The sequence below is a fragment of the Streptomyces sp. NPDC002958 genome (genome assembly GCF_055563255.1).
In genome coordinates, this window is record NZ_JBVHDS010000002.1 from 590262 (window position 1) to 616042 (window position 25781).

Annotated in this window: 23 protein-coding genes and 2 tRNA genes; 8 read left to right on the forward strand and 17 right to left on the reverse strand. The window is 69.2% G+C overall.

The genetic code is table 11. From position 1 onward, the window contains the following. The first annotated feature begins 31 nt into the window (after window positions 1–31). The 3 genes from ACZ3IC_RS06140 to ACZ3IC_RS06150 all read left to right on the forward strand — a co-directional run bounded on the left by ACZ3IC_RS06140 (window position 32) and on the right by ACZ3IC_RS06150 (window position 2944). Window positions 32–853 (forward strand): ABC transporter ATP-binding protein, encoded by an 822-nt coding sequence (locus ACZ3IC_RS06140; RefSeq protein WP_467413039.1) that lies wholly within the window; start codon window positions 32–34, stop codon window positions 851–853. Beyond that, complete coding sequence (locus ACZ3IC_RS06145) at window positions 850–1719, forward strand: ABC transporter permease (protein ID WP_467413041.1); 870 nt, start codon at window positions 850–852, stop codon at window positions 1717–1719. Before ACZ3IC_RS06140 ends, ACZ3IC_RS06145 begins: the two co-directional genes overlap by 4 nt. 79 nt (window positions 1720–1798) lie before the next feature. Next, window positions 1799–2944 (forward strand): ABC transporter substrate-binding protein, encoded by a 1146-nt coding sequence (locus ACZ3IC_RS06150; protein WP_467413042.1) that lies wholly within the window; start codon window positions 1799–1801, stop codon window positions 2942–2944. A 72-nt stretch (window positions 2945–3016) separates the two neighbouring features. Here ACZ3IC_RS06150 and ACZ3IC_RS06155 read toward each other — a convergent pair. The 4 genes from ACZ3IC_RS06155 to ACZ3IC_RS06170 form a co-directional block, all read right to left on the reverse strand. Next, window positions 3017–3090 (reverse strand) — tRNA-Met (locus ACZ3IC_RS06155). Between the two features lie 119 nt (window positions 3091–3209). Continuing rightward, window positions 3210–5348, reverse strand: a complete 2139-nt coding sequence (locus tag ACZ3IC_RS06160; RefSeq protein WP_467413045.1) for a tetratricopeptide repeat protein — start codon at window positions 5346–5348, stop codon at window positions 3210–3212. 292 nt (window positions 5349–5640) lie between these two features. Continuing rightward, window positions 5641–5714: transfer RNA gene (locus ACZ3IC_RS06165), tRNA-Met, on the reverse strand. A 51-nt stretch (window positions 5715–5765) separates the two neighbouring features. After that, window positions 5766–8708 (reverse strand): UPF0182 family membrane protein, encoded by a 2943-nt coding sequence (locus ACZ3IC_RS06170; protein WP_467413175.1) that lies wholly within the window; start codon window positions 8706–8708, stop codon window positions 5766–5768. 137 nt (window positions 8709–8845) lie between these two features. Between ACZ3IC_RS06170 and ACZ3IC_RS06175 the strand changes: the two genes are divergently transcribed. Then, window positions 8846–9406, forward strand: coding sequence for a PPA1309 family protein (locus tag ACZ3IC_RS06175; protein WP_467413047.1), 561 nt, complete (start codon window positions 8846–8848; stop codon window positions 9404–9406). A 44-nt stretch (window positions 9407–9450) separates the two neighbouring features. On the opposite strand, the gene ACZ3IC_RS06180 is transcribed toward ACZ3IC_RS06175, so the two are convergent. The 4 genes from ACZ3IC_RS06180 to ACZ3IC_RS06195 form a co-directional block, all read right to left on the reverse strand. Further along, complete coding sequence (locus tag ACZ3IC_RS06180) at window positions 9451–10539, reverse strand: YlbL family protein (protein ID WP_467413048.1); 1089 nt, start codon at window positions 10537–10539, stop codon at window positions 9451–9453. A gap of 143 nt (window positions 10540–10682) precedes the next feature. After that, the gene (locus ACZ3IC_RS06185) at window positions 10683–10853 is read right to left on the reverse strand and encodes a hypothetical protein (RefSeq protein ID WP_467413049.1); all 171 of its coding nucleotides are present in this window, start codon (window positions 10851–10853) and stop codon (window positions 10683–10685) included. 127 nt (window positions 10854–10980) lie between these two features. Further along, on the reverse strand, window positions 10981–11442 hold the full coding sequence (locus ACZ3IC_RS06190) for a molybdenum cofactor biosynthesis protein MoaE (RefSeq protein WP_467413051.1): 462 nt from the start codon (window positions 11440–11442) through the stop codon (window positions 10981–10983). A 101-nt stretch (window positions 11443–11543) separates the two neighbouring features. Continuing rightward, window positions 11544–12686: an SDR family oxidoreductase gene (locus ACZ3IC_RS06195; RefSeq protein ID WP_467413053.1), complete on the reverse strand. Its 1143-nt coding sequence runs from the start codon at window positions 12684–12686 to the stop codon at window positions 11544–11546. A gap of 192 nt (window positions 12687–12878) precedes the next feature. Here ACZ3IC_RS06195 and ACZ3IC_RS06200 point away from each other — a divergent pair, with 192 nt between their 5' ends. After that, complete coding sequence (locus ACZ3IC_RS06200; protein WP_467413055.1) at window positions 12879–14330, forward strand: zinc-dependent metalloprotease; 1452 nt, start codon at window positions 12879–12881, stop codon at window positions 14328–14330. Next, window positions 14327–14875 carry an NUDIX domain-containing protein gene (locus tag ACZ3IC_RS06205; protein ID WP_467413056.1) on the forward strand — a complete coding sequence of 183 codons (549 nt, stop codon included), beginning with the start codon at window positions 14327–14329 and terminating at the stop codon, window positions 14873–14875. The genes ACZ3IC_RS06200 and ACZ3IC_RS06205 overlap by 4 nt, the downstream gene beginning before the upstream one ends. Before the next feature lie 80 nt (window positions 14876–14955). Here the strand turns inward: ACZ3IC_RS06205 and ACZ3IC_RS06210 are convergent, their stop codons facing one another. The 4 genes from ACZ3IC_RS06210 to ACZ3IC_RS06225 form a co-directional block, all read right to left on the reverse strand. Further along, window positions 14956–15711, reverse strand: coding sequence for an AIM24 family protein (locus ACZ3IC_RS06210; protein ID WP_467413059.1), 756 nt, complete (start codon window positions 15709–15711; stop codon window positions 14956–14958). 19 nt (window positions 15712–15730) lie between these two features. After that, window positions 15731–16411 carry an AIM24 family protein gene (locus ACZ3IC_RS06215; RefSeq protein WP_467413061.1) on the reverse strand — a complete coding sequence of 227 codons (681 nt, stop codon included), beginning with the start codon at window positions 16409–16411 and terminating at the stop codon, window positions 15731–15733. Window positions 16412–16422: 11 nt separating this feature from the next. Then, window positions 16423–18036, reverse strand: a complete 1614-nt coding sequence (locus tag ACZ3IC_RS06220) for a TerD family protein (protein ID WP_467413063.1) — start codon at window positions 18034–18036, stop codon at window positions 16423–16425. 107 nt (window positions 18037–18143) lie between these two features. Next, entirely contained in the window at window positions 18144–18767 is a 624-nt protein-coding gene (locus ACZ3IC_RS06225; RefSeq protein WP_467413065.1) for a M48 metallopeptidase family protein, read from the reverse strand. Between the two features lie 218 nt (window positions 18768–18985). Here ACZ3IC_RS06225 and ACZ3IC_RS06230 point away from each other — a divergent pair, with 218 nt between their 5' ends. After that, complete coding sequence (locus ACZ3IC_RS06230; RefSeq protein WP_467413066.1) at window positions 18986–20134, forward strand: ThiF family adenylyltransferase; 1149 nt, start codon at window positions 18986–18988, stop codon at window positions 20132–20134. A 41-nt stretch (window positions 20135–20175) separates the two neighbouring features. Then, a complete protein-coding gene (locus ACZ3IC_RS06235) occupies window positions 20176–21570 on the forward strand; it encodes an ABC1 kinase family protein (protein ID WP_467413069.1) in 1395 nt (464 codons plus the stop codon). Between the two features lie 125 nt (window positions 21571–21695). Here ACZ3IC_RS06235 and ACZ3IC_RS06240 read toward each other — a convergent pair whose 3' ends face one another. From ACZ3IC_RS06240 to ACZ3IC_RS06260, 5 genes are all read right to left on the reverse strand, one after another. Beyond that, window positions 21696–21911: a hypothetical protein gene (locus ACZ3IC_RS06240; protein WP_467413070.1), complete on the reverse strand. Its 216-nt coding sequence runs from the start codon at window positions 21909–21911 to the stop codon at window positions 21696–21698. Window positions 21912–22055: 144 nt separating this feature from the next. Then, on the reverse strand, window positions 22056–22379 hold the full coding sequence (locus tag ACZ3IC_RS06245; protein WP_467413177.1) for a hypothetical protein: 324 nt from the start codon (window positions 22377–22379) through the stop codon (window positions 22056–22058). A gap of 32 nt (window positions 22380–22411) precedes the next feature. Beyond that, entirely contained in the window at window positions 22412–22780 is a 369-nt protein-coding gene (locus ACZ3IC_RS06250; protein ID WP_467413071.1) for a WhiB family transcriptional regulator, read from the reverse strand. A 172-nt stretch (window positions 22781–22952) separates the two neighbouring features. Next, window positions 22953–23285: a hypothetical protein gene (locus tag ACZ3IC_RS06255; protein ID WP_467413074.1), complete on the reverse strand. Its 333-nt coding sequence runs from the start codon at window positions 23283–23285 to the stop codon at window positions 22953–22955. Window positions 23286–23450: 165 nt separating this feature from the next. Beyond that, entirely contained in the window at window positions 23451–25643 is a 2193-nt protein-coding gene (locus ACZ3IC_RS06260) for an ATP-dependent DNA helicase UvrD2 (RefSeq protein WP_467413075.1), read from the reverse strand. Window positions 25644–25781: the final 138 nt, after the last annotated feature.

Below are 25781 nucleotides of genomic sequence, written 5' to 3' on the forward strand. Positions count from 1 at the left end.
TCCGCACCTCGATACGCGCGAGGAGAGACCCGTGGGAGATCCGCACCCGACCCCAGCCCCAGCCCCAGCCCCAGCCCCAGTCACCTTTGCGAAACTCCGCGCCGACGCGCTCACCCGCTCGTTCGGGCGCGGCGCCAAGGCCTTGCCCGTCCTCGGCCCGGTCGATCTCTCTCTCGCACCGGGCGAGTTCGCCTGCATCGTCGGCCCGTCCGGCTGCGGCAAGTCCACGCTGCTCAGGATCGCCGCCGGGCTGCTCCGCCCCAGCTCCGGCGAGCTGTCCATCCGTACGGCCTCGCCCCGCCCGGCGGCGATGATCTTCCAGGACTACGGGATCTACGACTGGAAGACCGTCCTCGCCAACGTCCGGTTCGGCCTCGACGTACAGCGCGTACCGCGCAAGGAGGCCGACGCCAGGGCGCGCGACTGGCTGGCCCGGATGGGGCTCTCCGACTTCGCGGGCGCGTATCCGGCCGCCCTCTCCGGCGGGATGCGGCAACGGGTCGCGATCGCCCGTGCCCTCGCCGTCGAACCCGAGATGCTGCTGATGGACGAGCCGTTCGCGGCGCTCGACGCCCAGCTGCGCACGATCCTCCAGGACGAACTGCTCGACCTCACCCAGACCACGCGTACCACCACCCTCTTCATCACCCACAGCCTCGAAGAGGCGATCGTGCTCGGGGACAGGGTGCTGGTGATGTCCGCCAGACCGGGGCGGATCATCGCCGAGCGCCGCCCGCCGTTCAGCCGGCCGCGCACCGGCGAGGTCCGGTCGGCACCCGAATTCACCGCGCTGAAGAGCGAGTTGTGGGAGCTGCTGCGCGGCGAGGTGCGGAGGGAGGCGGTCCCGGCATGAGCACCACTGTGAATGCCACGAAGCCCGACGACGGTGTCCTGATCCGCAGGCCGGGCCCGCAGGAGCTGCATCCGGTACGCACCCACCGCAGGCGTCGCGCCCTGGAACTCGCGCTCGCCGTCGCCGTACCGCTGCTCCTCGTGCTGCTCTGGCAGCTGGCCGCCGACCGGTCCTGGATCGACGACCGGGTCTACCCCGCCCCCTCCACCATCCTGGCGGACGGCTGGGACCGGGCGGGCGCCGGTGAGCTGTGGCCGGATGTGTGGGCCACACTCAAACGGGTCCTCGGCGGCTATGCGATCGGTACCGTCGCGGGATACGCGCTCGGGCTGCTGATGGGCTCGCTCTCGCTCGTACGGGCGGCGCTGGAGCCGTTGCTCGATGCCTTGTACGTCGTACCGAAGCTGGCCCTGCTGCCGGTCTTCCTCAATATGTTCGGCCTCGGCGAAGGTCCGCAGATCGCCCTGGTCGCCGCGACCGTCTTCTTCTTCGTCTGGATCTCCACCATGGCGGCCGTGCTCGCCGTCCCCGTCGGCCACCGGGACGCCGGTCAGGTCTTCGGCGCCTCGCCCTGGCAGATGTTCCGGCATGTGCTGCTGCCCGCGTCGCTGCCCGCGGTCCTGGTCGGGGCGCGCATCGCGGCGGGGGTGGCCGTGCTGGTCATCGTCGCCTCCGAGCAAATCGCGGCGGCCGACGGCCTCGGCCATCTGATCTTCGACTCCCGGGCACTGTTCCAGAACGATGTGATGTTCGTCGGCATCGTGTGTGTGGCGGTCCTCGGTGTCGTCTTCTCCGAAGTGGTGCGGATCGCCGGGCGGTTGCTCACGCCGTGGGCCCCGCGCGACCGCGGCCGCAGCCAGTCGTGAACGGCTCCCCGCCGGAACCGTGCCCGGTGTCCCGCCGGGCTCTCCATCGGCTCCCCCACGTTCTTCGTACGGAGGCACTGTGCGTACTCGTACCCCCTTCACCTGCACCGTCCTGCTCGTCACGGCATCCTTGCTCGGCGCGGCGGGCTGCGCCGGGAACGACTCCGCCGACGACAGCGGCGCCCCGGCCGCGCCGCGCACCGTCAAGCCCGTCGCGGGCTGTGGCGCCGACAGCTGGACCGACCCGGCCGACCTCGCCCCCGACCGGAAACCGGCCCGCTGCGACAAGGGCGCCCCGGCCGCCCAGCCCCTGGCGAAGCAGCGGAAGGTCGTCGTCGCCACCGGCACCCTGAGTGCGGAGTACGTTGCTCCGCTCCAGCTGGCGGTGACGAAGGGCGAGTTCGCGAAGGAGGGGCTGGACGTCGAGCTGAAGGTGCTGCCCACCCCTGACGCCCTGCCACTGCTCGCCAAGGGCGATGTGGACGCCCAGTGGGCGGCTCCCGAGGCGGCCGTGATGAACGGCATCAACGGCGGCTTCGACATCAAGTGGGTGGCGGGCAACTTCTCCCCCGACCCCACGTCCAAGAGCGGCCTATGGGTACGGCTCAAGGACGGCGAGAACGCCGATCACGTCGATATGGCGGGCCGGAAGATGGGCACGATGATCGGCAAGGGCTCGGTCATCGCGTACCCGATGGACACCTCCCTGAAGAAGCACGGCGGCGGCCTCGACAGGATCAGCTTCCAGCAGCTCGGTTCGGCGGACGTGCTGACCGCGCTGCAGAACGGCGGCGTGGACTCTGCCTGGCTGCTCGACCCGGTCTGGCGCAAGGTGGACGGCAACAAGAAGTACGCGTTCCTGGGCGGCCAGCCGGTCGGTGAACCCCTCGGCGGCCTGCTCTTCGGCCCGACGCTGCTCAACAAGGACCCGGACGCGGGCGTCGCCTTCCTCCGCGCCTACATCCGGACGGTGAACACCTATTTCGCCGACGACTACAAGTCCGATCCCGCGTTCGTCGCCGAACTGGCGAAGCTGATGAAGACCGACGAGGCCACGCTGCGGTCGACCCCCTCGATGCGGATGGACTGGGAGATACGGAAGGGCACGACGGACCGGCTGCAGAAGGCGTACGCCGATTCGGGCGTCTCGAAGGGTGCCCCGGTACCGGAGACGAAGGCGGTCGACCGGGCGATGTACTCGGAGGCCGTGGGCCGCAAGCTCTGACAGCTCCGACTCCCGCGCATGGCTATACGCGGAAGGCCGGATCCTCTGGAGGATCCGGCCTTCCGCGTTCAGTAGCGGGGACAGGATTTGAACCTGCGACCTCTGGGTTATGAGCCCAGCGAGCTACCGAGCTGCTCCACCCCGCGTCGTTGTGTCCCCAACAGTACGTCACTGCTCCGGACCAGCGCAAATCCATTGCGGCGCCTTACGCGGAGGCGCCGGGGAGGCACCAGGGAGCCGCCTCCCCGATGCCCCGCCCTTCGCCCTACGCGGTCAGTTCCTGATGCAGCGCCTCCCGCAACCGGGCAGCCCGCTCGGCGACCTCCGCCGGGCCCAGCTCGACTGCCCGCGCACACCAGCGCTGCCCCTCGGTCAGCTCGCCGCGGCGGGCGGCCAGCAGGGCAAGACGCAGAGCGGCCCGCCCGTGCCCGTCGTTCGCGGCACGGCTCCACCACAACGCGGCCTCACGCTCGCTGCCCTCGCGGGCGAGCAGCAGCCCGAGGTTGAAGGCACCGTTGCGGCTGCCCGCCTCGGCGGCCTCGCGGTACCAGCGGGCGGCGCTGTCCACGTCGCCACGGGCCGCCGCGAGCATCCCGACCCGTACTTGGGCGCGGCGGTGCCCCTGCTCGGCGGCCCGCTCGTACCACTCCTCGCACTCGGTCTTCTCCGGCATCGGCTCGCCGAGCACGGGAGGTCCGGGCGGCGGCTGCCGCGAGTCCAGCACCCCGGCCAGCCGGAAGGCGGCCTCGGCACTGCCGCCGCCCGCCGCGCAGCGCAGATGGCGTTCGGCCTCCTGCTCCTCGCCGTGGTGCAGCAGGGCCATGCCGACCTGGAGGGCGGCCTCGGTGTGGCCGGCCGCCGCGGCACGCTCGTACCAGACCAGTGCCGTACGGTCCTCGTCGCGGCCGGCGTGCAGAATGCCGAGGTTGAAGGCCGCGTCGACGCTGCCCGCCTCGGCGGCCTTGGAGAACCAGGGCTCGGCGCCGGTCGCGTCGCCTGCCTGGAGCAGGAGTACGGCCAGTGCGTTGGCAGCCTCGCGGTGGCCCGCGTACGCGGCGCGGCGGTACCACTGCTCGGCCTGCGGCGTACGGTCCTGGGCCGCGCAGAGCAGCCCCAGGTTATAGGCGCCATTGACGTCGCCCGCGTCCATGGCGGCGCGGTACCAACGCTCGGCCGTCTGCTGCTCGCCACGGGCGGCGTGCAGGGCGCCCAGGGCGTTGGCGGCGTTCCCGTCGCCGTCCTGGGCGGCACGCAGCCACCACACGGCGGCGCTCTCCTCGTCGCCCGCGTCACGCAGCAGGAATCCGAGCGCACAGGCGGCTCGTGCCTCGCCGGCCTTGGCGGAGATGAGGTACCAGCGGCCGGCCTCCTTTGGCTCGCCGCGCTGTTCGAGGATGGCGCCGAGATGCAGGGCGGCGCGCCGGTGGCCGCGCGCGGCGGCCTGCCGGTACCACTGCTCGGCCTCGCCCACGCGCCCGGTCGCCGGACCCGCCACGGGGCCGTCGTGCCTGCGCACCGCGGGGCGGCCGACGGCGCCCGGACGATCGGCGGCGCCCACGCCGGGGCCGGTTCCGGGGCCCAGCCCCGGGCGGCCGAAGGCGTCGTGCGGGTCGCCGGTGGCATTGCGGTCCAGCATGCGCGCGAGACGGTACGCGGCCTCCCGGTGCCCCTGTTCGGCGGCGGCGCGCAGCCAGCGTTCGGCGCCGACGTCGCTGCGGTGTTCCAGCAGGTCGGCGAGGGCGTACGCGCCCAGCGCATGGCCCTGCTCAGCGGACTGCCGCAGCCAGTACTCGGCGCCGGGTTCGTCGCCGCGCTCCCGGTAGTGGCGGCCGAGGGCGTGCGCGGCGGCGGCGGAACCGGCGACGGCTGCGATACGCCACCAGCCGGCCGCGTCGTCGGTGTACCCACGCTGATGGAGCAGGACGCCCAGGTTGTTGGCCGCGGCCCGGTCGCCGTCGGCGGTGGCCCCCCGCAGATAGGGCTCGGCGCCGTCCAGATCACCGCGGCGCAGCAGCAGGGCACCGAGGACGCTCATCGATGTGGTGTCCCCGGCGTCCGCGGCGCGACGGTGGCGCACCTCACTCTCGGCGCTCTCCGGAGTCTCCGGAGTCTCCGGAGTGTCCGGGCTCTCCGGGTTCTCCGCGTTCTCCGGGTTCTCCGGCCTCTCTGGGCTCTCTGGGCTCTCTGGGCTCTCCCGAGTCTCGGGGCCCTCCGCGGCCTCAAAGGCCCCGGTGCTCCCGGTGGCCCGGGCACTCCCGGTGGTCCCGGCACTCTCCGTGCCCTCTGCACTCTCGACGGTCGCGGCACACCCCACAATCTCGGCGGTCTCGGTCGCCCCAATGATCTCAGTGGTCTCAGTGGTCTCGCTGTTCTCCGCGGCCGCAGCACCAAAAGCCGCATTCATCGCACTATCCGCCCGATGAACGCGGCGCTGCACAAACCGCCCTGTCTCCAACAGAGTTGCCCTGTCCCCCATAAATACCATCGTCGCACCACCCGCAACCCGCGTACACCTGGTATATCGCGGCCAGTGAGGTCACTTCAGCGTTTTGTCGACATGCCCACAGAGAGATAAGTCAAACACGTCTGGACCCAACTCGTGCCCCGCGAACCGCACTTCACGCCCACCACGGAAAAGTCGCCGCGACACGACGAGGGCCCGGATCCTCGAAAGGATCCGGGCCCTCGTCTTTCAGTAGCGGGGACAGGATTTGAACCTGCGACCTCTGGGTTATGAGCCCAGCGAGCTACCGAGCTGCTCCACCCCGCGTCGTTGTGTTGAAACCGTACCACGACGCGGGGCGAGCCTTTACCGAGTTACTTAGCCACTGCCGCCCGCATCGGACGCCTTGTCCGCATTGCCCGGACTGCCCGGACTGCCCGGACTATTCGCACTGCCGGACTTGGGCTGGGCGGCCTCCGCACGCTGCAGCGCGTCCTGCAGATCCTCCTGGGCCTTGCCGTAGGCGCTCCAGTCCTGCTTCTTCAGGGCTGCCTCGCCTTCCGCATAGGCCTTCTGCGCGTCCGCGATCGCCTTCTTCAGCGCCGCGTCACCGGTGGCCGGTGGCTGCGTGGTGTCGGCCGGTGGTCGGGTGGTGTCGTCAGGCGGCTGGGTGGTGTCGGAGTCCGTCACCCCGAAGACCGCGTCGAGCGCCTCCCCGAGGCTGTTCTCGAAGACGGTCTTCGACCCGTACGAGGCAGCGACCTTGCGCATCAGCGGATAGTTCTGCGTGCCACCGCGCGTGTACACCGGCTCGATGTAGAGGAAGCCTCCTTCGAGCGGCACTGTCAGCAGATTGCCGTACTCGATGTCGGAGTCGGTTCCCTTGAGGTTCCTCACGAACTCGGCGACATCGTCGTTGCCGTTGAGCTCACTCTGTACCTGGCCGGGGCCCTTCACCGTGGTGGTGACTCTCAACAGTCTTATCGTGCCGTAGTCCTTGCTGGCCGCATCCGCGTCCACTGCCATGAACGCCCCGAGGTCGGGCCGTCCCTTCGGGGTGAACGTCGTCGTCAGCGAGAACTTCTGGGCCGTCTGGTCCGGCATCTTGATGCTCAGGTAGTACGGCGGGACGGCACCGGACTCCTTGTTGGTCGGGTCGTCCGGGACCTGCCACGCGTCACTGCCGCTGTAGAACTGGGCGGGGTTCGTGACGTGGTAGCGGGTGAGCAGCTCGCGCTGCACCTTGAACAGGTCCTGCGGGTACCGCAGATGCTCCATGAGCTCCTGCGGGATCTCCGACTTGGGCTCCACCGTCCCCGGGTACGCCTTGCTCCAAGTCTTGAGGACCGGGTCCTCGGTGTCCCACTCGTAGAGCTTGACCTTGCCGTCGTACGCGTCGACGGTGGCCTTCACCGAGTTGCGGATGTAGTTGACCTGGTTCTCCTGGGCGACGACCGCACGCTGGTCGGTGGTCAGCGAGTCGGCCGTGGTGTCACCGAGCGTGGTACGGGAGGCGTACGGGTAGCTGTTGGTGGTGGTGTACGCGTCGACGACCCACTGGATGCGGCCGTCCACCACGGCCGGGTAGGCGTCGCCGTCGATGGTCAGCCACGGGGCGACCGCCTCGACGCGCTCCTTGGGCGTGCGGTTGTAGAGAACCCGCGAGCCCTCGCCGATGGCCCCCGAGTAGAGGATCTGCGGCTCGCCGAACTCCACGGCGTACGCGGCGCGGTTCAAGGCGTTGGAGAGACTGACTCCGCTGTCGCCCTGGTAGCTGGTGGTCTTCTCGCCGTCCTCCTCGTAGTCGAGCTCCTTCTGGGGCCCGCCGACGATGGAATACTGCTCGGTCTTCTCGCCGTAGTAGATCTTCTGCTCGTACTCGCCGAGCTCACCCGTGGTCGGGAGACCGGACTCGGTGAAGTCCGGAGAACCCTTCGGGTTCGTGCCGGTCGTCGTGCCCTTGGCCGCGATGGCGCCGTAGCCGTGGGTGTAGGTGAAGTGGTCGTTGATCCAGTTGCGCTTGGGGATGCCGTCGAGGTTGAGCTCGCGCAGACCGATGACCGTGTCCTGGTCCTTGCCGGCGGCGTCCTTGTAGCGGTCCACGTCAAGCGTCTTGGGGAACTGGTAGTAGTTCCTCTTCTGCTGGAGCTGCTGGAAGGCCGGGGAGACGACGTTGGGGTCCATCACCCGGTAACTGGCGGCATCGTCCGCGCTGGCGCGCAGCTTGGCGTCGTTGGTCGTCGTGCTCTTGCCCGAGTAGTCGTCGACCTGCGCGTCATCGATGTCGTACGCGTCACGCGTCGCTTCGATGTTCTTCTGGATGAACGGCGCTTCCTTGGCCTGCTCGTTCGGCTGGACCTGGAACTTCTGCACGATCGCCGGGTACAGCCCGCCGATCAGGATCGCCGAGAGCACCATCAGACCGAGGCCGATCATCGGGAGCTGCCAGGTGCGGCGCCAGAGCGTCGCGAAGAAGAGCACGGCGCAGATCGCGGCGATGAAGAACAGAATGGTCTTCGCCGGAAGGTAGGCGTTGGCGTCGACGTACCTGAGGCCCGTCCAGTTGTCCGTGGCCTTGAAGTCGCTGGACTTCACGGCCAGGCCGTAACGGTCGAGCCAGTACGCCACGGCCTTCAGCGAGACAAAGACGCCGAGCAGCACCGACAGATGGCCGGTGGCCGCGCCGGTGGCCCGGGCGCCGGGGCTGGTGATGCGGAGCCCGCCGTACAGATAGTGGGTCAGCGCGGCGGCGATCAGCGAGAGCACCGTGGCCGCGAATCCGAAGCCCAGCAGGAAGCGGTACCAGGGCAGGTCGAAGGAGTAGAAGGACACATCCAGATTGAACTGGGGGTCCTTCTGGTTGAACGCCACGCCGTTCACATACGTCAGCCAGGTGCGCCACTGACCGGAGGCGGATGCTCCGGCGATCAGTCCGACGAGCGCGGTGATCGCGAGCAGCACCCACTTCTTGTACGGGGCGAGGCTCATCCGGTAGCGGTCCAGGCTCTGCTGTTCCAGCGACATCGCACTCAGCGGCGGTCGGAGCCGGTGCGCGAGCCAGATGTTCAGACCGACGGCGATCGCCATCAGCAGTCCGAAGACGAGGAACAGCCCGATCTTGGTCCACAGAGTGGTGGTGAAGACGGATGAATACTCGACCGACCGGTACCAGAGCCAGTCCGTCCAGAACCCGGCGAACATGACGAACGCCATGGCGAGAACCGCCAGGACGCCCAGTGTCATGAGCAGGGTACGGGCGCGCCGGGACGGGCGACCGACTCTGATCCGTGGCCCGGTCGGGCCTCCGCCGCGGTCCGGCATCTGGAAAGCCAACGTACGCACCTCGAAGTTCGCGGGTCGTGTGAAGCGGGCCCAGCGATCGTAGAGCCCACCTATGCAACTTACTGAGCCTTTACCTAGTTCCCGTTCCCGGCACGGAAGGAGGCAGGATATTGGCCATGCCCAACGTTTCCCCCTCAGGCCCCCCGATGGCCGCGAGCCCCCTCACCGTCGCCGTGCTCGAAATCGACCAGTACATCTCCGGCCTCGGCTGGGACCAGCCGGCCCGGCTCTTCGCTCTCGTCGACACCGCCCGGCTGCGGGCCCAGGAGCCCGGCCTCGCTGCCCAGCTCGGTCTCGACAGCTCCGACTCTCCGATCGCCTCACTCACCCCCATCGAGCAGGAGGAGCTCCCGCCGGGAACCGCCCTGGACGAGTTCCTCGCCACGATCGCCTGGCCCGACACGGTGATCGGATGCGCGATGACGGTGGAGCGACTGATGCTGCCGCCGTCCGCCGAGGCCTCCGTGCCGAAGGGACTCAGCGATGCCCAGCTGACCAAGTGGGTCGCCAAGCACCCGGAGCGCCAGGAGGTCCGCATGACCGTGGCCGTCCTTCGGGACGGTACGCGCGAGTCGGCCGTACGGCTCCGCGAGAAGGACTCCCCGAGCGAGGTGCGGACCGGCGCCGGCCTGGTGCCCGGGCTGGCCGACGCGCTGGCCGCAACCTTCGAGGCCTGACCCACCCCGCCGCGCCCCGTCACATCCCCGTCTAGGGGACGCGGTCAGCCTGCCGAGCAGCTCGGCAGGTCGGCCGTGTCCCCCGCCCGGATCTTCTCCAGTGACTTCTTCGCGTCGTCGATCGTCTTCACCCTCACCAGCGTGAGTCCGCTCGGGGTGTCGGAGGCGGCGGCCTTGCAGTTGTCGTTCGGCGTCAGGAAGTACTCTGCCCCGGCGTCGCGCGCGCCGACCAGCTTCATGTTGATGCCGCCGATCGGGCCGACCTTGCCCTCGTCGTCGATCGTGCCGGTGCCCGCGATGAACTCGCCGCCCGTGAGGTCGGTGGGCGTCAGCTTGTCGATGATGCCCAGGGAGAACATCAGACCGGCGCTCGGGCCGCCGACATCGGCGAGCTTGATGTCGATGTCGAACGGGAACGTGTGGTCCGTCCCGGCCTGGATGCCGACGATCGCGCGGTTCTCCTTGGGTGCCTTCTTCGTGGTGATGACGACCTTCCGGCTGCCTTCGGGCTCCTTGCCGGCCTTCTCGGCCGCCTGCGCCGTCTTCGCCGGGATGATCGTGAACGTGACGTCCTCGCCGGGCTTGTGGCGGGTGACGAGCTTCGCGACGTCCTCGGGCTGCTCGACCGCCGTACCGTCGACCTGCTTGATCACATCACCGGCGTGCAGCCTGCCCTGGGCGGGGCTGTCCTTGATGACCGTGGAGACCACTACGCGCGACGAGACCGGGATGCCCAGCTCGGTCAGGGCGGCGACCTTGGCGCTCTCCTGGGACTGGCTGAACTCCTCGGCGTTCTCCTGCGTCGACTGCTGCTCGGTCTTGCCGTCGGGGTAAAGGGTGTCGTGCGGTACGACCACGCTGTCGTGGGCCAGCCAGCCGTAGACGGCCTCGACGAGGTTCATGTTGTAGTCGGCACCGGTGACCCTGACCGTCGTCATATTGAGGTTTCCGGACGTCGGGTACGTCTTGTGCCCGGAAATCTGCAGGACCGGTTCGCCTTCGGCCTTGCCGAGGGTGTTCACGGTCGGCCCGGGAGACATCTCCGCATACGGCACCTTGATCAGCACACCTGCGCAGAGCAGCGCGATGAGGATCAGCGTGGAGGCGAGCATCGTCGTGGTGCGGCGTGGCATGGAACGACAGTACGGGAAGGGTCTGTCAGTGCACCGTCGGGGCCGGTCCGTGCGGGGCGGAAAGCCTGGCCTGGCACTGCGCCCAAGGGCGTCGGTGGCCGGCTTCGCGAGGCGGATTGGCGACTGCGTATGTTCGATGGAGGTCAGACGACATCGGAACCGGAGTGCGTTTTCTCCATCGCCTCACGGAACCGGGCATACCCGGCTAGTTCTGAGACATCACCGGCCGTGCGATTACGGGTGGCCCAGATTCCCCATATCGCGGCACCGAGCGCAGCGAAAAGCGGAATCAACAACCAGACGAGTGCTGCCATTACGACCTCCCTGCCCCGTGAGCGACCGCAATTGACCGATCAGCAGATTAACCATCTGCACGACCCACAGTCACGGCAGGGGTGCGGTTACGCAAATCGGGGGGATGATCACCCGGCCGGTTTGCGCTCAGCAGGCGCCGACCCACTCCTCGGTACCGTCCGAAAAACGCTGGTGCTTCCAGATCGGAACCTCGTGCTTGAGGTCGTCGATCAGCTTGCGACAGGCCTCGAACGCCTCCGCGCGGTGCGGGCAGGACACGGCGACGACCACGGCGAGATCGCCCACTCGGAGGTCACCCACTCGGTGGACGGCGGCCAGTGCCCGGACCGGGAATTCCGCAGCAACCTTCTCGGCCACCCGGCGCAATTCGTCCTGTGCCGAGGGGTGACAGGAGTACCCGAGCGCACCGACGTCCTGACCGCCGTCGTGGTTGCGCACCGTGCCGACGAAGAGCGCCGTGCCGCCCGCGGCGTCGTCCCCGACGGCCCGGAAGATCTCGTCGACCGACAGCGGCGTGTCGCGAATCGCCAGCAGCCGGATCGGGTCGGTTACCGCGCGCTCGCCGGGGTGGTCGTGGGTGGGAGCCATGGGGCCCATGGTGCCGTACCGCACCGACATCGTGGAATAGCGCTTTCCACCGGCGGGCCCGCCTCTGGCCTTGGAACCTTCTACAGAGGCCCCACAGCCCTCTAGATGCGGCGGCGGGCCTTGCGGGCGCGGCGGACCAAGGCGGCGGTACCGAGCAGCGCCACGGTCGCACCGGCGGCACCTGCCGCGGTGGCGTCCTTGCGGCCGAGGCGGCGTCCCGCGACGGTATGCCGGCCCTCGACCTCTTCGAGGAGCGCGGCGAGCACCTCCTCGTTGGTCCAGTTCGGCCGCCAGCCCGCGTCGTGCAGCCGGCTCACGCTGACCACCCAGGGGTGCATCGTGTATGCCAGATCGCCCGCCGGGGACGGGGTGAGGCCGATCCGATGCAGCCGGGCGGCGGCGCCGAGGGCCACGGCTGAGGGAAGTTCCATCCGGCGAACGCCGCTGAGCTCCTCGACCTCCTCCTGTTCCAGCCAGCCGTCGCAGCCGACCGCGAACTCGCCGTCGATCTTCTCCAGCGCGGCGTACTCCAGGGCCGTGACCAGGTCGTCGACATGGCAGAACTGCCAGGTGGGGCGCGATCCGGCGACGACCAGGAGGCGCGGCGACTCGAAGTAGCGGGTCAGCGCGGTGTCCGTACCGCCGACCAGGACGGTGGGCCGGACCACGGTCACATTGAGTCCGGGGTGGGCGCGGGGCGCGCGGCGGCCGAGCCGTTCGATCTCCAGGAGGTCGCCGACGCCGGTGGCCTCGGCCGTGGCACGCAGTTCGGCGTCCTCCGCGAGCGGAATGTCGTTGTCGGGCAGAGCCCCATAGACCATCGCCGAGGTGCACAGCACGACCCTGTGGACCCCGACGGCCGCAGCGGCCGTCAGCACGGTCTGGGTGCCGCGCACGTTGTAGGCGGTGCGGGCGGCGGGGTCGGTCTCCAGGTCGAGATCGAGTGCCAGATGCACGACGACATCTGCGCCGCGCAGCTTCTCCGCGATGGCGGGGTCCCGGACGTCGAGGATGTGCCAGGTCGCCTCGGAGACCTCCCCGCGGCGTTCATCGATGGCGATGACCTGCTTGATCTCCTCGGATACCGCAAGGCGTGCGACGAGCAGCTCACCGACGCCCCCCGCGGCTCCGGTGACCGCGACGACGGGGCCACGGCTCCTGGAGCGGCTCTTGGCGGGCTTACTCTCGGTCGAGGGGGCGGACAGGTTTCGCGCTGCGCGAACCTGAGGATCTGGGGAACTCACCGGGCGTCTCCAGCGGTTGTCTTCAGTACGTACCCGAATGACGCGTACGTACCAGGTGGCGTCCATCCTGCCGCAGGCCGGGAGCCGGCGGAGCACTGAGGCCCCAAGCGGACTTTTGGTGTCTACGCTGGATGGTGATGTCGGGCAGTCGCCGTCGGTTCGAGCCGGCGGCCCTACGAGCCGAGGAAACCCGTGAGTGACACCCCATTCGGATTCGGCCTTCCGCCGGAGGAGCCGGAAAACGGCGACGAGGGCAAGAAGAAGGACCCCACCGGAGGTGGGCAGGGTTCGGGCGGGCCGACGAACCCGTTCGGCTTCGGTCCCGGCGCGGGCGGGGACAACCCGTTCGCGGCGATGTTCGGCACGATGAACCCCAATGACCTGGGAGCGGCCTTCCAGCAGCTCGGCCAGATGCTGAGCTACGAGGGCGGTCCCGTGAACTGGGACATGGCCAAGCAGATCGCCCGCCAGACGGTTTCGCAGGGCACGCCGGACGGCACCAAGGACGCGAGCGTCGGCCCGTCCGAGCGGTCCGCGGTCGACGAGGCGCTGCGCCTGGCGGACCTCTGGCTGGACGGCGTGACGTCGCTGCCCTCCGGTTCGGTCTCGACCGTGGCGTGGAGCCGTGCGGAGTGGGTCGAGGCGTCCCTTCCCGCCTGGCAGAAGCTGGTCGACCCCGTGGCCGAGCGCGTCGGTCTGGCCATGGGCGATGTGCTGCCCGAGGAGATGCAGGCGATGGCGGGCCCGCTGATCGGCATGATGCGGTCGATGGGCGGCGCGATGTTCGGCCAGCAGATCGGGCAGGCCGTCGGTGTGCTGGCGGGCGAGGTGGTCGGATCGACCGATATCGGGCTGCCGCTCGGCCCGGCGGGCAAGGCCGCGCTCCTTCCGCTGAACGTCGAGATGTTCGGCAAGGACCTCAGCGTGCCGCAGGATGAGGTGCGGCTGTATCTCGCCCTGCGCGAGGCCGCCCACCAGCGGCTTTTCGCCCATGTTCCGTGGCTGCGTTCGCATCTGTTCGGCGCCGTCGAAGGGTATGCCCGGGGCATCAAGGTCGACACCAGCAAGCTGGAGGATGTGGTCGGCCAGTTCGACCCGTCGCAACCCGAGCAGTTGCAGGACGCCCTCCAGCAAGGCATGTTCCAGCCGGAGGACACGCCGGAGCAGAAGGCCGCTCTGGCCAGGTTGGAGACGGCGCTCGCACTGGTCGAGGGTTGGGTGGACGCCGTGGTGCACGAGGCCGCGAAGTCCCGTCTGACCTCGGCGGACGCGCTGCGCGAGACCATGCGCAGGCGGCGCGCCTCCGGCGGGCCGGCCGAGCAGACATTCGCCACGCTGATCGGCCTTCAGCTGCGTCCGCGGCGGCTGCGTGACGCCTCGCGCCTGTGGGCATCGCTCACGGACGCCCGCGGTCTCGACGGGCGCGACGCCCTGTGGGAGCACCCCGACATGCTGCCGACGGCCCACGACCTGGACGATCCGGACGGGTTTGTGCACCACGAGCAGCTGGACTTCTCCGAACTGGACAAGATGCTCGGCGAGGCCGCGAAGGGTCCACAGAAGCCCGAGGCCGACGCCGACGACGCGGATGCCGAAGGAACCGACGGCCGCAAGAGCGACGGCAAGGGCGACACCGACCAGTGAGCCTGTACGACGACGCCGTTCTCGCACTGAAGAGGTACGAGAACCCGGTGGACCCGACCCAGGAGGAGCTGCGCCAGGTCTATCTGGACCATCTGGCTCAGCATCCCGACGGCATGTGGAAGGCCTGCGGGGCAGGACATCTGACGGCCAGCGCGCTGGTCATCGATCCAGAGCGCGGCCGAGTGCTGCTCACACTGCACCGCAAGCTTCAGATGTGGCTGCAGATGGGCGGCCACTGCGAGCCGCAGGACACCACGCTGGCTGCTGCGGCGCTACGTGAGGCCACCGAGGAGTCCGGCATCAGCGATCTGGTCCTGCTCGCGGGCGGACCGGTGACGCTGGACCGCCACCGGATCCCCGCGCCCTGTCACTGGCATCTGGATGTGCAGTACGCGGCGCTGGCACCGTCGGGCGCGACGGAACAGATCAGCGACGAGTCACTGGACCTGCGCTGGTTCGCGTACGACGAGGTCGCGTCGGTGGCCGACACATCGGTCGTACGACTGATGACACGCGTCCGCGCCGCGCTGGAGCAGCGCGGGTAGGAGCGGCATGCGGCATGGGGAAGGGCAGTCTCCTGGGAGACCGCCCCTTCCCGTGTTCGTGCGTGCCGGTGCGCTGCGGCTCAGTTCCAGGAGTTGTTCTGGTTCTGGCCGTGGGCGCCGTGCTGGCCCATCCCGTACTGGGCCCGGACGCCCTGGCCGATCTCGTGGTTCTGCGGGGGCAGCACCTCGCTCGGCTGGACCAGGGCGAAGCCCTGACCGAGGAAGCTGAGCTCCCAGCCCTCGCCGGTGTTGCCGCGCCGCCGCCAGACGCCCGAGGAGTGCGTCTGGGCCTGCATCTGAACGCGCAGCGAGCTGGACCAGGCGACGATCGCGTCGGCGTCGACGTTGACGTACTTGTCGGGTGTGACCTGCATCATAAGCGGCTGACCCGAGGTCATGAGAGCGACCTTGCCGGTGCCGGAGATGTTGAGCTGGTACTTGCCGGTGCCTGAGATGCCGTACTGGCTGTCCACCGCGATGACCTCGGTGTGCAGCGAGGAGTCGAGCGCCAGGACGTAGGCGCTGTCCACCGTCATGCCCTCGTGGTCGACGTCCACGACATGGATGTACTGCGCCAGGTTGGCGAGGTAGACGGTGCCCTGGCCGGAGCAGCGCATCAGATCGAGGCCCTCGCCGGTGCTCGCGCGGGCGCGGCGCTGCCCGTGCGACTGGTACTCGCCGTCGAACTCCATCAGTCCCTGGTAGGCGACCATGGCGCCCTTGCGGGCGAGTACGTCGTCCTGGCCGGTCAGCGAGACCCGCAGGAGCTGCGGGTTCTGGACGGCGTACCGGTCCTGGGACTGCTGTTCCGTGTAGCTGAAAAGCGGACTCTGCATGGTGTGTTCTCCCTCCCCCTCAGTTCCGGATCCGCAGGCGGTCGGTACTGTCCTCGCTCGGCTGTACGACGACGATGCCCTGGCCGGAGAAAGCCATCTGGTAGGCCTCACCGCTGCCCCGCCCGATGAGCGAGGATGCCTTGAAGCTGCGCTTGCCCTTCACCTTGAGGTTCGGGGACCACGCCACGAGGGCGTCCGGGTCGACGTAGGTCTCGTCCTCGCCGCGTCCGCAGTCGACGACGATCGGTGTGCCGCGTGAGGTGATGGCGACCCAGCCGGTGCCCGAGATGCAGACGTTCCACAGGCCCTGACCGGCGAATTTGGAGAGGCCCTTGACTCGCTCCACGCCCCAGGTGAGATGGCCGTCGAAGGCGAGAACGTTGGTGCCGTTGACCGAGAGGGAGTCGTTGTTGAGGTTGATGACGACCACATCGGCGCCGTAGTCGGCGAGGTAGAGCAGTCCGTCGCCGGAGCACTTCATGATCGGCGCGCCCTCGCCGGTGACCCACTGGGAGGCCATCTGACGGGCGGCGGGCGGGTTGGGTTCGTACTGGATGAAGCCCTCGTACGCCACCATCGAGCCGGTACGTGCGTAGAGGTCCTGGCCGGTGGCCATGGCGACCTTGAGCATCGTGCGGCCGTGGTTCTCCATACGGGCCGTGACGGGGGTCGGGGCGTAGCCCGCGAGTTGCTGGTTCATGACGGACTCCCTCAGACCTCGTAGGGCTGGACGACGATGAAGTTGCCGGGGGCGCCCCGGAACTGAAGGTTCACGGTCTCTCCGCTGTGCCCCGGGTACGCGTTACGACGCAGCCGGACCTGGCTGGAGATGATCACCTGGGAAGCGGATGACCAGGCCACGACGGCGTTGCAGTCGGCGAAGGTGGTCGGTGTGACGGGCAGGACGACGGGGACACCGTGGGTCTTGACGACGACTGTGCCGGTGCCCTGGAACTGCATGGTGAACAGGGCGCCGCCGGGGATGCCGTGGCCCTCGATCCTGCGGACCTCGTGCTGGAGCGACTCGTCGAAGGCGAGGACGTTCTCCGCCGAGACGCAGATGCCGTCGCCCTGCAGCTCGATGGCGTGCAGATGGGAGCCGTCCTCGGCGAAAAACACTTGTCCGCGGCCGGTGCAGCGCATCAGCTGCATCTCCTGGCCGGTGGAATTGCCGACGATCCGGCCGGCGAAACCGGCACCCTTGTAGCTGAAGTCGACCTTGCCCTGGTACATCACCATGCTGCCCTGGCGGGCGAGCACGGGCGTACCGCCCATGGTGAGGTCGATCCGCATGAGCTGCTGGTTCTGCGGGGTCCAACGCTGCCCGGTGGCTGTCTCCTTGTACGGCTGGAGCGCGGCCTGAAGACCGGCACCGGCCTGCGGCACACCTTGCGGCACGCCCTGGGGCATACCGGGAGGCTGCATTCCGGGAGGCTGCTGACCGTACGGAGCAGGAACCTGCTGACCGTACGGGGCGGCGGGCGGGGGCTGCTGGCCGGGGATCTGCCCGAACTGCGACTGCTGGGGCGGCTGACCGTAGGGAGCCGGGGCGGGGGCGGGCGGCGACGCCGTGACACCGTGCGGCGCCATCGGGGCTGCCATCGTCGGCGTGGCATGCACCTGCTGCGGCATGTGGGCCGGGGCCTGCGCGGCCGGGGCACCGAAGGAAGGGGCCGTCTGCGGAGCCTGCGGTGCGGCCGGGGCGCCGAAGGACGGGGCGGGCGCCGGTGCGGCCGTCTGGCCGGGCGGGGCGAACGACGGGGCGGCGGCCTGCGGCTGAGGTGCGGTGGGCTCCTCCTCGGCGACCTCGCCGCCGAAGTTCTTCAGCAGCGCTTCCAGGCCACCGTCGAAGCCCTGGCCGACGGCGGCGAACCGCCAGACGTCCTTCAGATAGAAGTCGCCCAGCATCACCGCCCGCTCGGTGGTGAACTCCGAGCCGTTGAAGGCGTACCTGACGACTTCCTCGCCACCCGCGACGATGCGGATGTATCCGGGGCCGACCTGCGACATCTGCCCGGCGCCGTCGACCGTCGCGGTGAACGACAGCTTGTGGATGTTCGCCGGAATGCGGTCCAGGGTGACGCGGAACGACTCGGTGTCACCGGCCTGGGCGCCAAGGAGCTGAATGGACTCCTCGGGCGATTTCGGCTGATTGAAGAAGATAAAATACCGGTCGTCGGAGAGCTGCTCATTGGCATCGAGGCCGAAGCAGCTGATGTCAAAGCTCAGTCCCGGGCCGGCGATCTGCACACCTACGTACAGGTCCGTCCCCGGCGTGAGATCGCTGATCTTGGCCTTGTGGCCGCGCTGGAATTCCCTGGCCATGCGTAACGACCGTCCCCCATCCCGGATGTGTATGCGTCGCGTCAGGCTAACCGCAAACTCCGACATTGAGCCAAGTCGGTACAGACCCGGTACAGAATCGCCGAACGTCACTCACCGCGTGCGGCGGGCAGATGCGGCAGCCGGTCGGCCGCCACCACACCCTCCAGGTAGCCGCGGGCCCGCTCGGTACGCGGATACGCCTCCAACAGCCGCCAGAAGCGCGGACCGTGGCCGGGGACGAGCAGATGGGCCAGCTCATGGACCAGTACGTAGTCGATGACGTACTCGGGCATGCCCTGCAGCCGGTGCGACAGCCGGATGCTGCTCTCCGCCGGGGTGCAGGACCCCCAACGGGTGTTCTGATTGGTCACCCACCGTACCGACGCGGGCCTTGCCCGGCCCTCGAAATACTGGGCGGACAACCGCTCCGCCCGCTCGGCGAGTTCGCTGTCGCCGAGGATGCACTTGCTCTCCTGGGCCGCGAGTTTGTCGAGCATCACGTTCACCCAGCGCTGCTCCTCGGCCTCCGACATCCGGGCCGGGATGAGCACGATGGTGCGATTCCCCTCCCGGTACGCGGAGACCGTTCTGCTGCGGCGGGTGCTCCTGCGGACCTCGACCGCGCTCGTTGCCGAGGCGCGGGGCGGACGGTCTGCCGCGCTGCGCTGATGGGTTCCGGCGCTGCGCGCGGGGGTCTCCCCGGGGAATCCGGGTGACAGGTCGGCGGGCACGCCATGACGTTACCCGGTGTCAGTGGGGGAAGTCCCGCCTCCGGGACGGTTCGCACGTGGTCCGCTCCACAGCGTGCACCATTTGAACGACTAATACCCCATGCCTGTGGATAACTCTCCGCACACTTCGGCGTCTTCCTGCATTCTGACAACGGATCTCACGAAGATCCGGGACACCGCCCACACACAGAGATCATGGACACAGACCGGGGGAAGCCGTGTACCCGATGTTGAAGCCCGCACTGCGCCGCGCATGGCGCGGCCGAGGCACCGTGCAATTCGGAGTGACCCGCGCTCACGCGGTGAAGCTCGGTCCGATGGATATCGCGACGGGCTGTTTTCTGGAACTGCTCGACGGCACGCGCGGCCTGCCGCTGCTGCGACAGGAGGCTCGCGCACTGGACCTGTCGGACCATCAGGTCGACACACTGGTGGGCCGCTTGACGGCCGCAGGACTGATCGATGACGTGCGGGCGGCTGCCCCGGAGACCGATGCGTTACGGAACCGGCCCGGCGCCCTGGAGCGGCACCGCCCCGATCTGGCGTCGCTCTCCGTCGTCCATCCCGAGCCGGGCGGCGGGATGCGGCGGCTGGCAGCCCGCCGGGCGATGCGGGTCCAGGTGCGGGGTGCCGGCCGGGTCGGTGCCGCGATCGCGGCGGTGCTGTCCGGATCCGGGGTGGGCCGGGTGGAGGTTCTGGACGGCGGGTGCACCGAGCCGTGGGACGTATCGCCCGGCGGGCTTCCACCGGCGGCCGTCGGCGAGCGCAGGGACACCGCCGCCCGGCAGTTGGTGCGCAGGTCCGCCGTCGGTTCGGCTCCCCGGGCATCGGAGACGGCAGGTTCCCCGGCGGCGGGTGGCGAGCCGGGGCTGTCACTGATCGTGGTCGCCCCTCGCGACGGCCTCGCGGTGTACGCCCCCGACCCGCGCCCGGCCGAACCATGGATCGCTTCGGGGACTCCCCATCTCTACGCCGGGGTGATGGAGGCGACGGGAGTGGTCGGACCCCTGGTCCTGCCAGGAGGTACGGCGTGCGCGAGGTGTCTGGCGCTGGAGCGTGCGGACCGGGATGAGGACTGGCCCAGGATGCTGTCTCAGTGGCAGTCCGGGCGGCGCACCGCTGTGCAGGCCTGTGACCTGGCGCTGGCGACGTCGGTGGCCGGTCTGGCTGCCGCCCATGCGCTGTCCTTCCTGGACGGGGAACTGCCCGCCAGTACGGGAACTCGTTGGGAGGCCGCGCTGCCGCTGTTGGACTGGCGGTCCGAGCGGATGGAGGCGCACCCCGACTGTTCCTGCGGGGCAGCTGCACACACTGAGGGGGAGCGCGCCTCCGGGGCCGACGCGGCGCACGACACAATGGCCGGGTAACCGCCGCACGCGGTACGGCAGTCTGGGATTTGGAGGGGCTCATGTCTGATCTTCCCCGGAAAGCGGTCACCCGTACCGCCAAATTGGCCGCCCTGCCACTGGGCTTCGCCGGCCGCGCCACGTGGGGGCTGGGCAAGCGAATCGGTGGGAAGTCCGCGGAGTTGGTCGCCCGCGAGGTGCAGCAGCGCACCGCGGACCAGCTTTTCAAGGTCCTCGGCGAGTTGAAGGGCGGGGCGATGAAGCTGGGTCAGGCCCTGTCCGTCTTCGAGTCGGCGCTGCCCGAGGAGGTCGCCGGACCGTACCGGGCGGCACTCACCAAACTTCAGGAAGCGGCACCTCCCATGCCCGGCGCCGCTGTTCACGCGGTGCTGGAGGAACGCCTCGGCGAGGGCTGGCGGGAGCTGTTCCTCGCATTCGAGGACAAGCCGTCGGCCGCCGCCTCGATCGGTCAGGTGCACCGGGCTGTGTGGCACGACGGTCGGGACGTCGCGGTGAAGGTGCAGTACCCGGGCGCCGGAGAGGCGCTGCTCTCGGATCTGGCCCAACTCAGCAGGTTCGCCCGGCTGCTCGGCCCGCTGATTCCCGGAATGGACGTCAAACCGCTCATCTCGGAGCTGCGTGACCGGGTATCGGAGGAGTTGGACTACGAGCAGGAGGCACGGTCGCAGCGGGACCATGCCGAGGAGTTCGCGGCCGACCCGGATGTCGTGATCCCCGGTGTGGTGCACCAGTCCGACCAGGTGCTGGTGACGGAGTGGATGGACGGTGTTCCGTTGGCCGACGTGATCGCGGAGGGCACGCCGGAGCAGCGGGACCGGGCCGGTCAGTTGCTGGCGCGCTTTCTCTTCTCGGGGCCCGCGCGCACCGGGCTGCTGCATGCGGACCCGCATCCGGGCAACTTCCGGCTGCTGCCCCCGGACGACGAGGCCGGGGGAACCGGTCAGTGGCGGCTCGGGGTGCTGGACTTCGGCACGGTGGACCGGCTGCCGGGTGGTCTGCCGCAGACCATTGGGGACTCCTTGCGGATGACGCTGGCGGGTGATGCGGAGGCGGTGTACGAGCTTTTGCGCGAGGAGGGGTTCGTCAAGGACTCGATCGACCTCGACCCGGACGCGGTGCTCGACTATCTTCTCCCGATCATCGAACCGGCGCAGGTGGAGCAGTTCACCTTCACCCGGAGCTGGATGCGCAATCAGGCGACGCGGATTGCGGATCCCCGCTCGCCCGCTCATCAGCTGGGCAAGCAGCTGAATCTGCCGCCCTCCTATCTGCTGATACACCGGGTGACGCTGAGCACGATCGGGGTGCTGTGCCAGCTGGGTGCGACGGTACGGCTGCGCGACGAGCTCGAATCCTGGGTGCCGGGGTTTCTGTTGGAGGACGAGCAGGAGTCCGTGGTGCAGGAGTTGGCGGGCGACGCGGCCGCCGGCGCATAGGGCGGCCTTCAGGCCCCCGGCACCGAGCCCGGGACGTCACAACTCCGACCCGTTACAACCCTGGGCCATCACAACCCGGGGCCATCACAATTCCAGGCCGTCCCCGGGCGACACCACCAAGGGTGTCACCACCAGGCGGAGTCGAGGCGGCTCTCGATCGCCCTGATGTGGGTGCGGGCGCACGCTTCGCAGAAGTACTGGTGTCTGCCGTTCTCCACGGAGCAGATCCAGGTCGGCGGTGCGGTCTCACTGTCGGCGGAGGTACCGCACAGGGCGCACACGACTGCCGCGGCGTCCCTTTGCGCGGGTTGCTGTTTTTGGTGATGAGTCTCCTCGTCCACCTCGTGACGATAACTCCGTCGCTGCTGTGCCGCGCGGCACCACACAGCACGACCGCATAGCACGACCGTGGGGCCGGCCCGTTCGGACCGGCCCCGCGGAAGGGGTACTGACTATGGGTGCTGTTTGCTGGTGGTTCGGCCCGGCTAGTGCATGACCGCCATGGCCAGCGCACGTCGGGCGCGCATCGAGGCGCGCTCGGCCCGGCGCTGCATCCGGCGCGCGGTGACCAGGCGCACGGCCTGGCGTCGCGTGTCGGCTTCCCTCTGGCGGTCGTGCATATGGGCACGAGCCAGGGCTTCTGGGATGAGTTGCATCTCGCGGGTCCTGTTCTGACGCGAGTCGTTCGCGCCGATGATGGTGACGTTCGGTGTTGCGGAGCCGACGGGCTCATTCGTGGGGACGGACATTGGTGCCTGATTTCGGGGATCGTGGGTGTGGGGGCGGTCGATGGTTCCGATGCGCTTCATGGGTTTGGGGGCCGTGACCCCCAGTCCGGCGGTCACGCCGCGACCGGGTTCTTGCGCGGACGGCCACGCGGCCGCTTGCGAGCAACGACGACGCCCTGGATGAAGAGCTCACCACCCCAGACGCCCCACGGCTCGCGACGCTCCTTGGCGCCGGCGAGGCAGGCCTCGACGAGCGGGCAGGTGCGGCAGAGGGACTTGGCGTACTCGACGTCGGCCGGCGACTCGGCGAAGAAGACCTCCGGGTCATAGGAACGGCAGGGGACGGGCACGCCGAGGTTCTCGATGGCGTCGTCGAGCGCGGTGAGCGCAGTGAGGGGGATCAAGGTGGAGTCCTCCGTGAGGCCGGGCGGCGGGATCGTTTCGGAATGCGGTACGGACGGGGCGTGCGCTTCGAGTTGCACGGTGGGTGGTGTCCTCGTCTGGTCGTTCCGGCCTGTTGGCCGGGGGCGGCTGGTACCGGGTGCTGCTTGTCCCGAGGCTCCTTCGCGCTGTCCCGTCCGTTTGGACAAAACAAAAGGGCCGCGGATCCCGAGTGGGGTTCCGCGGCCCTGAAGGCGCCGGCCTGATTCTGAATCAGGCTGGATCACTCCAGGGTTCAGGCCCACGGAAGGCCCACATCGTGTGATGCGTCGTCTGCTTCTTGGCGCCGGATTCCGCTCCTGCATCGACGGCCGCAAAGGCATAGGCCTGGGCCTGTCCCTTCGCTACTGCTGCTGCCGATGCCTGGGTCGGTCGCTCATTGCGCTCCCGCACGGGGGAGTTCGCCAGGGACAGCGGGCTGACGGCGGAAATGCCGGACATACCGGTGCCACGAAGCGAGGAATCCGAAGAGCAGGCGAGGCCGAGCGAGCAGGCGGAGACAACCGAAAGATCGGTCATTTTCTTGGTCTTGATGATGCTGATCACTTCAATCGCCTCCTCTCGGCGTCTCGGGGGGACCGGCGGGCCGGTCCTGCGTATTCGGATAAGTACAGCACAGGACCAGGGCTTCAGAGAAGTCGCTGTTCCCGTGGTTAAGAACCTATGGTGACGACTGGGGCGGGCGCAAACTATTTTTTCGACGAGTTTTTCTCACGCCTCGTCATCGGTGTCCGTGAACTCCCCATCCACCGTCTCACCTGCGCAGATGGCGAGGACCGCGGTCCCGAAACGGTCCAGCTTCCGCGCGCCGACCCCGGAGATCCCGGCCAGTTCGCCCGCGCTGCCCGGCATTGCCTCGGCGATCGCCATCAGCGTCTTGTCCGTGAACACGCAGTACGCGGGCTGGCCGATCTCCTTCGCCCGGACAGCCCGCCAGTCGCGCAGCCGCCCGTACAGCGCCTCGTCCATGTCGGACGGGCAGTCGTCGCAGCGCATCAGCTTCATCTCGCCCGCATCGGTGAGGGTCTTGCCGCAGACCCGGCACCGGGCGGGGCCGCGACGGCCGCGCTTGGCGACCGGTCCTGGGCCCCGTTCGATCCCGCCGCCACCGGCCGCACCGCGCGTACCGAGCGCCGCCGAGCCGGGGCGCAGTCCGTTCAGGAACCGGCTCGGGCGTCGTCCGGTGCGGCCGCCCGGAGAGCGGGACAACGACCATGAAAGCGAGAGGTGGAAGCGGGCCCGGGTGACGCCGACGTACAGCAGCCGGCGCTCCTCCTCGATCTGCTCGTCGGTCTTGGCGTAGGTGATCGGCATCATGCCCTCGGTCAACCCGACCAGGAATACGGCGTCCCACTCCAGGCCCTTCGCCGAGTGCAGCGAGGCGAGTGTGACCCCCTGAACCGTGGGGGCATGCTGGGCGGCGGCCCGCTCGTCGAGTTCCGCGACCAGATCGGAGAGCGTCGCGCCCGGCCTGGCCTGTTCGAAGTCCTCGGCGAGCCGGACCAGCGCGGCCAGGGACTCCCAGCGGTCGCGCACCGCTCCGGAGCCCGCGGGCGGCTCCGTGGTCCACCCCTTGGTGGACAGCACTGCCCGCACCTCCGCCGGCAGCCCCTCCGCGTCGTCGAGCAGGGAGTCGTTGCCCCCCGCGCGTGCCGCGCCGCGCAGGGCGACGCCGGCCTCCCGTACCTCCGCCCGTTCGAAGAAGCGCTCCGCGCCCCTCAGCTGATACGGCACGCCCGCGTCGGCCAGGGCCTGCTCGTAGACCTCGGACTGGGAGTTGACCCGGTAGAGCACGGCGATCTCGCCGGCCGGAACGCCCGCGGCGATCAGATCGCGGATGCGGCGGGCGGTGCCCTCGGCCTCGGCGGGCTCATCCGCATACTCCGTATAGACGGGCTCGGGGCCGGGCTCGCGCTGCGAGACCAGTTCCAGCCGTTGCTCGGCGGCGCGGCCGCGGGCCTGGCCGAGCAGCCCGTTGGCCAGATGGACGACCTGGGGGGTGGAGCGGTAGTCCCGGACCAGCTTGACCACCGTCGTGTTGGGGTGGCGGGTGCGGAAGTTCAGCAGGTGGTCGGGGGTGGCTCCGGTGAAGGAGTAGATCGTCTGACTGGCGTCACCGACGACGCACAGGGTGTCCCGGTCGCCGAGCCAGAGGTCGAGCAGGCGCTGCTGGAGCGGGCTGACGTCCTGGTACTCGTCGACGACAAAGTGCTGGTACTGGCGGCGGACATGGTCGGCGATGTCGTGGCGGTCCTGAAGGATGGCGACGGTCAGAAGCAGCACGTCCTCGAAGTCGATCACTGAGCGGTCGCGCTTCAGCTGCTCGTACATCGCATAGATCTGGGAGATCTCGGCCGGATCGCGAGGGGCGTCCCGCTGGGTCTTGGCGACCACGGCCGGATAATCGGCGGGCACGGTCTGGGTGACCTTGGACCACTCGATCTCGCTGGTGACATCGCGCAGCTCGTTGCGGTCGAGCCGGATGCGGCAGCGGGCCGCGGCCTCCGCGACCAGCTGGACCTTGCGCTCCAGCAGCCGGGGCAGGTCGCCGCCGACCGCTTTCGGCCAGAAGTACTGGAGCTGGCGCAGGGCGGCGGAGTGGAACGTCCGCGCCTGCACCCCGCCCGCACCGAGCTGGCGCAGCCGTCCCCGCATCTCTCCCGCGGCCCGGTTGGTGAACGTGACGGCGAGCACACTTGTCGGCTGGAGTATCCCGGCGCGCACCCCGTAGGCAATGCGATGCGTAATCGCACGCGTCTTGCCCGTACCGGCTCCGGCCAGCACACACACCGGGCCGTGCAGGGCCAGGGCGACCTCACGCTGCTCGGGGTCCAGGCCGTCGAGCACGGCGTCGGCCGACTCGGGGACCTGCGGGAAAAGGGAGGAATGCGTTGCTGCTGTCACCCCGCCATGCTGCCAGGTCGCAAGAGGCGGGTGCGGAGGTTGTCCACAGGGGGCCGCATCTGTCGTACTAACGGGGGGCAGTGTCGCACTGAGGCAGGGGTGGTGGCCCGCCGACACAGGGGTGATGGCCCGCTGACG